Origin of the sequence: Streptomyces ossamyceticus (assembly GCF_001418475.1) — a bacterium.
GTDB lineage: Bacteria > Actinomycetota > Actinomycetes > Streptomycetales > Streptomycetaceae > Streptomyces > Streptomyces ossamyceticus.
Genome location: NZ_LIQX01000655.1, coordinates 1 through 8482, shown reverse-complemented (window position 1 = coordinate 8482; position 8482 = coordinate 1). Strand labels below are relative to the sequence as shown.

General features: G+C 74.4%; 6 protein-coding genes and 1 pseudogene. 2 read left to right on the top strand and 5 right to left on the bottom strand.

From position 1 onward, the window contains the following. Positions 1–352 precede the first annotated feature (352 nt). The 4 genes and pseudogenes from AOK15_RS35910 to AOK15_RS43105 all read right to left on the bottom strand — a co-directional run bounded on the left by AOK15_RS35910 (position 353) and on the right by AOK15_RS43105 (position 5348). Positions 353–1696: an AAA domain-containing protein gene (locus AOK15_RS35910; protein ID WP_055522636.1), complete on the bottom strand. Its 1344-nt coding sequence runs from the start codon at positions 1694–1696 to the stop codon at positions 353–355. Beyond that, positions 1693–3300, bottom strand: a complete 1608-nt coding sequence (locus AOK15_RS35905) for a hypothetical protein (RefSeq protein WP_055522634.1) — start codon at positions 3298–3300, stop codon at positions 1693–1695. The genes AOK15_RS35910 and AOK15_RS35905 overlap by 4 nt, the downstream gene beginning before the upstream one ends. Then, a complete protein-coding gene (locus tag AOK15_RS35900; protein WP_055522639.1) occupies positions 3291–4442 on the bottom strand; it encodes a hypothetical protein in 1152 nt (383 codons plus the stop codon). The genes AOK15_RS35905 and AOK15_RS35900 overlap by 10 nt, the downstream gene beginning before the upstream one ends. Next, a pseudogene (locus tag AOK15_RS43105) lies at positions 4393–5348 on the bottom strand (phosphatase PAP2 family protein). The gene AOK15_RS35900 and the pseudogene AOK15_RS43105 overlap by 50 nt, the downstream one beginning before the upstream one ends. Positions 5349–5540: 192 nt before the next feature. Between AOK15_RS43105 and AOK15_RS35895 the strand changes: the two are divergent. Continuing rightward, positions 5541–6137: a histidine phosphatase family protein gene (locus AOK15_RS35895; protein ID WP_055522632.1), complete on the top strand. Its 597-nt coding sequence runs from the start codon at positions 5541–5543 to the stop codon at positions 6135–6137. Positions 6138–6185: 48 nt separating this feature from the next. On the opposite strand, the gene AOK15_RS35890 is transcribed toward AOK15_RS35895, so the two are convergent. After that, positions 6186–7697 (bottom strand): NsdA family TPR-like regulatory protein, encoded by a 1512-nt coding sequence (locus AOK15_RS35890; RefSeq protein WP_055522630.1) that lies wholly within the window; start codon positions 7695–7697, stop codon positions 6186–6188. Positions 7698–8014: 317 nt separating this feature from the next. On the opposite strand from AOK15_RS35890, the gene AOK15_RS47880 reads away from it, so the two are divergent. After that, positions 8015–8482: hypothetical protein (locus AOK15_RS47880; RefSeq protein ID WP_240508751.1), on the top strand; the 468-nt coding region annotated here is incomplete at its 3' end.

Sequence of the window (8482 nt, the reverse complement as noted above, 5' to 3'; positions counted from 1 at the left end):
GTGGGTCGCGTCCCAGCGGTCCGGGGCTGTTTCTCTCGGCCGCCTGTGGGCGGCGTGCCGGACTCCGTCCGGCGGATCGGGTGGCAGGGGTGGTGGTCCCTTGCCGGGCGGTTGTCCCGTGTCCTGTCTCTCGCCCCGCTCCGCCGCGTGGCTTACGGCTGCCACGTCACCCGGTGTTCCCCCAGCTCCGCCAGTACCGCGTGGTTCGCCTCCCAGCCGTCCGGGGCTGTTTCTCTCGGCCGCCTGTGGGCGGCGTGCCGGACTCCGTCCGGCGGATCGGGTGGCAGGGGTGGTGGTCCCTTGCCGGGCGGTTGTCCCGTGTCCTGTCTCTCGCCCCGCTCCGCCGCGTGGCTTACGGCTGCCACGTCACCCGGTGTTCCCCCAGCTCTGCCAGTACCGCGTGGTTCGCCTCCCAGCCGTCCGGGAACTTGACCGTGACGCCCAGTTGCACCGGCTCCGTGGACGGGTGGTCGTCGAGGAGGTCGGTCACTCCCGCGCGGCAGACCACGATGCAGGCGTGCCGGTGGCGGGAGGCGAGGACGCACAGGCGGCCGGTCTCCAGGTGGAAGGCCGTCGCGTCGGGGCGGCCGGAGAGCGGATGGAGGACGACGGTCACGTCGTACTCCCGGCCCTGGAGCCGGTTCGCGGTGTCGACCACCACGTCGGACACCCCCAGCTCGGCCAGCGCGGCGCGCACCGCCGCGGCCTGGTCCCGGTGGGCCGTGCCGACGGCGATCCGGTCCGCGGTCAGCGGCACCGGCTCCTCGGCCCGCTCGGACGTCGCCGCCCCACCCCGGTCGAGCAGCCGCCGTACGACCCGGGCGACCGCCCGTACCGCCTCGGGGTCGGTCCGGGGCGTGTGGCGGGCCGGCAGCTCCAGCAGCCCCCACCCCGACTCGGCGGCCTCGTCGATGACCCGGTCCGGGCCGGAGCCGTCGGACGGCACCGCGAAGGCGAGCCGCCGGTCCCCGTGCCCCGTGCCGCTGCGGAACGGCGTGAACGGGTAGAACGCGTCGGACACGAGCGGCGCGGCCGACGCCGGGAGCCGCCACGACACCGGCAGCCGGTGCTGCGGCAGCTCGGGGTTGTGCGCGAGCAGGGTCGTCACCGCCGAGGCCGACGGGTCGTACGACAGGCCCGCCCACTGCTCGCTGCCCACGATCGAGAACGGGTCCAGCTGCCCGGGGTCGCCCACGAACAGCGCCCGCTCGAACAGCCCCGCCACGGCCAGCAGCGCATCCGACCGCATCTGGTACGCCTCGTCGACGATCGCGTGCCGCCACGGCTCGACCCCCTTGACGTGGGCCCACTTGGCGGCCGTGGAGATCACGACGTCGAGGCCCGCCAGCTCGGCCGCCTTCGTGGACTTCTTCACGTTCGGCAGGGCGTCGAGCGCCTTGTCGTACGGGTCGGAGTCACTGCTGTGCAGCCGGCCCACCGGCAGCTCGGGGTCCTTCTCCGCGAGCCGGATCACCAGGTCGTCCACCTGCGCGTTCGTCTGCGCGATGACCATCAGCGGGCGTCCGGCGGAGGCCAGCTCCAGCGCGGCGCGGACGACGAGCGTGGACTTGCCGGCGCCGGGCGGCGAGTCGACCACCACCCCGCGGTGCGTGCCGTGCAGGGTGTCGCGCAGGATCGCCTCGGTGGCCCGGCCGGCCGCGGCCCCGGGGTCGAGCACTGCCTCGGCGCCGGTCACAGGACGTCCTCCTCGGTCACCGGGTCCGGCAGCGGTACGGCGTCGGGCTCACCCGGCGGTCCGCCGTGCGTCCACGGGGTGTCCTCGGGCTCCGGCAGCTTCGCCCCGCCCCGCTGGTCGTGCTCGAACAGGGTGAAGCAGACCCGGTCGCCCTTCTCGGGGACCGACCCGGCCTCCGGCTCCTTGCCCCGCCCCATCTTGTCCATGATCCGCAGCACGAGGAGCACCCCGCCGCCCTCCGCGTCCTCCTCGGCCGCCACGAACTCGGCGGTCTGCGGCTTTCCGCCCAGCGAGCGGTACACCTTCACCCGCTCCCCGAGATGCGGCCGGTCCCGCGTCGTCACGGTGACCAGCGGCCGGGGGCTCGGCCGCTTGCCCTCGCTGTACGCCATCACGACATCGGTGACCTCACCGGCGAACGCCTCCCCGGACAGCCGCCGCCCCGCCATGACCAGCGGGTCGTCGAGGGCCTCCTGGGCGTCGAGCCGGGCCTGCTCCCGCTCCCGCGCGGCCAGTTTGTTCGCGGCGGTGACCGCGTCGTCGATACGGGGCTGCGGGGGCTCCCCGGCGACGATCCGGTCCCGGTGGCCGGTGAACGACCAGCGGTCGCGGGTCCACCGGTCGGCCGCGTGGGCGCCCTCCGGCAGGGCGCGCAGCAGGTCGAGGCCGTGCCAGACGGCGTCCCACGTGGGCCGGGTGCGGCTCTCGACGAGGGCGCGGATCTCGCGCTCGGCGGCGGTCAGCGCGCCGAGGCGCGCGTCGGCCTCCAGCCCGTCCTCGGCGGCGGCCAGCGCCAGCCGCGCCCGGTCGTACCGCTCGATGGCCGGGGCCAGCAGCTTGTTGTCGAACGCCGGGTCCGTCGCGGGACCGGCGGGCGGGCACAGCAACTGGCCCTCGGCGTCCCGCGCCAGTTCGGCCCGCCGCGCCGCCGCCTCGCCCGACTCGCCCTCCGGCGGGTCGATCCAGGCGAGCAGCGACGCGAGGTGCTGGTCCTCGACGCCTGACTGCCCGGTCGCCCAGTGCCGCGCCAGCAGGTCCGTCAGGGCGAGCAGCAGCGACGAGCCGGGCACCCGCGCCCGCTCCCCGAAGTGGGTGAGCCACCGCCCGAGCAGCGGCACCCGCGGCGGTGCCGGGTGAGGCGCTTCCGGGTCCTGCTCGGCGGTCCGCCGGAACCGCATGGAGCGCCCGAGGAGCCGGACGAAGTCGATACCGGTGCGGCTCGGCACGATCAACTGCGGTGCGTCCGCGCACAGTTCGACCTCGACCTTGACCCGCTTGCCGGTCTCCGGGTCGGTCTCGCTGCGCTCGGCGGCCTCCACGACGTCGGCGTACGCGTCCACGTACGGCAGCACGATGTCCGCCAGCTCCGCCAGGAACGCGAACCGCAGGTCCCGGTCGCGGGGTTGGGGGACGACCAGCAGCCGGGGTGCGTCCCGGTCGGTGCCGACGAGCGCCCCGAGCGGGGCCCCGGCCTCGCCGGCGGTGATGAGCGGCACGAACACCAGCGGAGTCGCCGTCAGATGCCGGTGCAGGACGGTGGCGGCGGGCTGGGCGCGGCCCGAGCTGATGGCTTCGAGCCGGGCGAGGGTGGCGATCAGTGACACACGACCCCCTCGGTGACCGCGGCGGGCGCACCGGCCGCCGTGAGGGCCTCCGCGCGCAGCTCCGCCGCCCGGCGCAGCGCCGCCACTGTCGGGTCGTCGGGGTCGCCCGCCCTGCCGTGGGCCGCGGCCAGGACGTCCTCGACGGTGGTGAGTCCGCCCAGCTCGGCCCGCGCGGCTCGCCCCAGGGAGGTCACCGCGCCGTCCGCGCGGGAGCGGGCCCGGCAGTGGAAGGCCAGCTCGCAGGCGGCGAGGCACTCGGGGGCGTAGGTGGCGGAGAGGGCCTCGACGGCGGTCGTCAGCTCGTCACGGGGGAGGTCGGGGGCGAAGCAGGTGCCCTCGGGGAGGGACCGGGCGATGTCCTCGATCCGGGTGAGCCGGGTCAACTGGCGCCGGGTGACCGCGCGTTGCTTGCGGACGTCGACCGCGGCGGCCGTCGGCAGGTTGGTGAAGTCCTTGGGGCACACGAGCAGCACCCGGTGGTGGACGGCGGGCGCGGGGTCGAGCCGGGCGGCCACCTCCTCCAGCGCCAGGACGTAGACCGCGGACTGGCGGGCGGCGGCGCCCACCTTCGCCGGGTCCGCCGAACCGTCCAGCATCGGGAAGGACTTGATCTCGACGACCGTCCAGGTGCCGTCCGGGTGGACCACCACCGCGTCCGGCTCCAGGAAGGCGGGGGAGCCCGCGACGTCCAGCGCCACCATGGGATGGTCGAGCAGCGCCCAGCCGCCCGCGTCGGTGGCCTCCCTCAGGGCCAGTGCCGTACGGGCGGCGCGGCCCTCGGGGCCGACGGCGGCGAGGTCGGGGACGGACGCGGCGGCCGGTGGCTCGGCGCCCGGGTCCAGCCTCTCGTGGACGAGTCTCAGCAGCTCCGCCCCGCCGTCCGCCTTCACGCGGGCCTCGAAGGCGTTGCCCCGCATGAAGGCGAACTGGGACTGGCCGAAGGCGGAGGGCGAGCCGAGCGCGTCCGCCAGCACCGCCTTGTTCACCCCGGCGCCGTCCAGCAGCGCGCGGCGCTCGCAGCCCGGGTTGGCCGCGAGCGCGGCGAGGGCGCGCGCGTCCAGCGCCTTCGGTGGGACCTCGGGTCCGCGCAGCTCAGCGAGCTGCTGCCGGAGCGCCGTCCCCTGCTTCCGAGGGGGCGGCACCCGGCTCGGGTTCGGTGATCCGCTGCCGTGGAATTCGCTCACCCGGCGAAGTCTGGCATCCGGCACTGACAATCGGGGACAGGGCGCCGTGAGGCCGAGGGCGACCCGGCAACGGTCGGCGGTCCGCAGGACCAGCGGCGCGAGCAGCAGGCCGACGCCCATCACGGCGGCGCCCGCCGCCGCGTCGAGGAAGTAGTGGTTCGCGGTGCCCATGACCACGATCGTGGTGATCACGGGGTACGCGACGGCCGCGGCCCGGACGAGGCGCGAGCCGCCGCCGAAGCGCCAGAGGATCACCCCGCACCACAGTGCCCAGCCGACGTGCAGGCTCGGCATCGCCGCGTACTGGTTCGTCATGCCCCCCAGACCGCGGGGCGCGCTGGCCTCGCCGCCCCACCAGCCCCAGGAGCTGTAGTGGGCCATGGTGTCGACGAAGCCGTGCGCCGGGTCGAGCAGCCGGGGCGGGCAGGTCGGGAGCAGGGTGAAGCCGATCAGACCGATGAACGTGGAGGTCATCAGCCAGGTGCGGGCCACGCGGTAGCGCACGGCGTGGGAGCGGAAGAGCCACACCAGGAGCACGGGCGTGACCAGGTAGTGCAGGGACGCGTACCAGAAGTCGGCGGGTATGCCTATCCAGGGTTCCCGCGTGAACAGCCGGTTCAGCGGATGCTCGGCGTTCAGGCTCAGGGCCTTCTCGAAGCGCAGGATCGCCAGGCCGTGCTCGACGGCGGTCGACGTGTCACCGCGGGCGAGCAGCCTGCCGCCCGAGTACGCCCCGTACACCAGCAGGATCAGCGGCAACTCGGTCCACCAGCGGAGCCGCGTGTGCGTGCCTGGCACTGCCTCGGTAACCGGTGCGTCGGCCCTCTCGGTGACCGGTGCTTCGGCTGCCTCGGTCTGCGGCATCCGATCGCCCTCCCCCATCTGCGTCCACTGTGTTCATCTGTGCGTCGTGCGCGGGACGTCCTCCCGTGTGCAGGACGTTGTCCAAGACGCCGGGATCGCCCCTCGGGTTGCCCCCCGGCAGTCTGAGCGATGATGGACGCGTCCGCCGCTTCATTCTCCCTTCTCCCAGAGGACACCCGGAAAGGTTTTCGCATGGCACCGCGCATCCTGCTGGCCCGCCACGGACAGACGGAATGGTCCCGGCTCGGGAAGCACACCGGCAGGACGGACGTCCCTCTCCTCGAAGAGGGCCGACGCGGTGCCAAGCTGCTCGGCGAGCGCCTGCACCGGCCGCCCCTGGACGGGCTCACCGGAGTCGAGGTCCGTACGAGTCCCCTCTCACGCGCGCGTGAGACCTGTGAACTGGCCGGGTTCGGCGAGCGCGCCACCACCTGGGACACGCTCATGGAGGTCGATTACGGGGCGTTCGAGGGGCTCACCCCGGCCGACATCCAGGCCGTACGGCCCGGCTGGCTCATGTGGCGCGACGGCGTCCCCGAGGGGGAGACCCTCCAGCAGGTCACCGCGCGCGCGGACGAGGTGGTGCGGTGGGCCCGGAGCGAGGAGCGCGACGTGCTGGTCTTCGCCCACGGGCACATCCTGCGGTCCATAGCCGCCCGCTGGCTCGGGCAGGGCATCGACTTCGCCGCCCGCGTCCGCCTCAACCCGACGTCCCTGTCGGTCCTCGGCTGGGCCTACGGCGATCCGGCGATCGAGTCGTGGAACGACACGGGGCACCTGTACGGCTGAGATCCCTCACCCCACGCGGAACCGGGCCCCGAGCCCGACGCAGTACCGCTAGGCGGTTCGCGCGACGCCCGCGTGACGTTCCAGGAACGCTGACACGCCCGCCGCTCGGCGGTGCGGCAGCAGGACGCGGGCCGTGCCCGCGAGCATCTGCTGGACCCGGGAGGACTGGACCTCGTCCAGCAGGTCGAGGACCCGCATCCCCGCCGCCGCGGCCTCGTCGGGCCGGCCCCCGCGCGCGAGGTCGTCGGCGAGTTCGGCGGTGTAGAGGGCGATGTTGCGGGTGAAGTGCGGGTTCTGGAGCTGCGCGGCCCGCCGCGCGTGCCGGGCCGCCCGGGGCCAGTCGCCGAGCGTGGACCAGCACTGCGCCTCCAGTGCCTCCAGCTCGGCCTCGCCGTAGAAGGTCATCCACTCCGGGTCGGCGTCGGAGGTCCCCCGCCCGAACAGGGCGTGCGCCCGGGCCAGCGCCTGCTCGCACCCGGTGCGGTCGGCGAGCCCCGACCAGCCGCCCGCCTCCCGCAGCGCCAGCAGGGACATCAGCCGCGGCGAGCCGAGGGGCCGCGCCACCCGCTGCGCGGCCTGTGCCGCCCGTACCGCCTCCCGCGGCCGGCCCGCGTCCCGCGCGAGGAACGCCGTGTTGCAGAACGCGTGCGCCTCCAGAGCCGCGTCGCCCGACATCCGGGCCGTGGCGAGCGCCTCCGCGTAGTGGGAGCGGGCGTCGTCGAAACGCCCCGAGTCATGGGCCAGCCAGCCCACCGAGATGGCCAGTTCACCGGCGCCCGCGTACAGCCGGTCGGCGCTGGCCTGCCGGGTGGTCCCCGCGTCGAGCAGCGCGTACGCGGCCCGCAGTGGCGCCGAGGCCCTGCGGTACAGCCCGTCGGCCCCGTGCCGGTCGTCGAGCAGCCGGATCTTGCGCACGGCCGCTTCGAGGGCCCCCACATCCGACGAACCCGCGCGGTGCGTGGCACGGCCCGCGGCCGAGGCCGTGCCGCCGAGGGCGAAGGGGCCGAAGGAGGTGGCCGCCATGGCGGCGGTACCCCCGGTCATGAATGCGCGACGTTGCACGTCGCTCTCCTCGTGGTCCTGGTACGTGTGGTGCGTGTCCCGCCGACCGCGGACACAGCCCGTGTCGCCCCGCGGGTCCTGCATGTCGTACGTCTCTTGCGTTTCATACGGCTCGTATATCCCTTCCGTCTCACCCCTCGCACCGAGTGGGGAGCGCGAGCGGCTCTTGGTGCGAGGAGAGGGCGCCTCCTCGGTGGAGCGCGCCCCCCGACCGCGTACCTCCGCGCGGGGCGCGAACCCCAGATCGGTCAGGGTCCGGCCCGGGAACATATGCAGGAACACCCGTTCGTACGCGTAGTTCGGGCAGCGGATCTCTCCTGACTCGACCCGCCCGACATAGCGCGCGTCACAGCTCACCCGCTCACCGATCTCACGCGCGGCACGGCGTACCGCCGCGGCGAACTCGCCCGGCGAGCGCTGCCCGCGCAGCCGCCGAAAGGCGAGGTTCGGCCGCTGAGGCCGGGGGGACTGGGATGAGGTCACCGATGACGACGCCATGGCCGGGCCCTCTCTCGCGAACCGTCGAACCGTGCCGGGATCAGGGGAGTTGTCCGCGTCGAGTTGTCCGCGTCCTGGGTGGTTGGTTCCTCTGTGTCCGGCGGGGCAAGAACGTACCCGCCCCACAGATGCCTCGATGTGAGGTTTGGCTACAAACCGGATATCTCATCCTTGATCTGCCATGAACTGCCATCCTTTGCGGCACGGTTCCGCCGTAGCCGTTGACGAGGCCGCGCGTTGGGCAGCATGGACCGGGAGCGCCCGAACTCCCGCTGCCGTCTGCCGGAAGAAGGGGGTTGTACGCGTTGGAGGCCCGGATGAAGAACGTCGAACCCCGTACGCCGTTGTCCGACGTGCCCGCCGCGGAGCGCTGGCCGACCCTCGAACACCCCGCCCCGCAGGCCCGGTCGGCCTCCGGGTGCGACCTCGTGACCGTCCCCGCGCGGCAGGGCCTGGAGGCCGTCGACATCCTCCGGCGCGGGGCCCTGGACGTGGTCGGGCCCGTCATGACCGTGGGGCCCGTCCTGCACGACGACGCCTGCGACACCCTCGGGTTCCTCGTCCCGCCGGGCACGGCCGACGCGTGGGACGTGCCGGGCAGCACCTGCACACAGAGCGACGGGCAGGGCGCGGTCCTGGCCCCCGCGGACGGTGCGGACTGGCTGCTGCCACCGGGGGAGGCGGACCTGGCGACGGACCCGGCGGTGCTGCGGGCGGCGCGTCGCGTTCAGCGGCCGGTATCGCCGCCCGCCAGCCGCCGCGCCGCCTCGCCGAGCGCGGCCCGC

Bases quoted from the DNA above. Each gene is read 5' to 3' on its own strand.
- AOK15_RS35890 (WP_055522630.1), bottom strand. From the start codon at position 7,697: ATGGCGTCGTCATCGGTGACCTCATCCCAGTCCCCCCGGCCTCAGCGG.
- AOK15_RS35895 (WP_055522632.1), top strand. From the start codon at position 5,541: ATGGCACCGCGCATCCTGCTGGCCCGCCACGGACAGACGGAATGGTCC.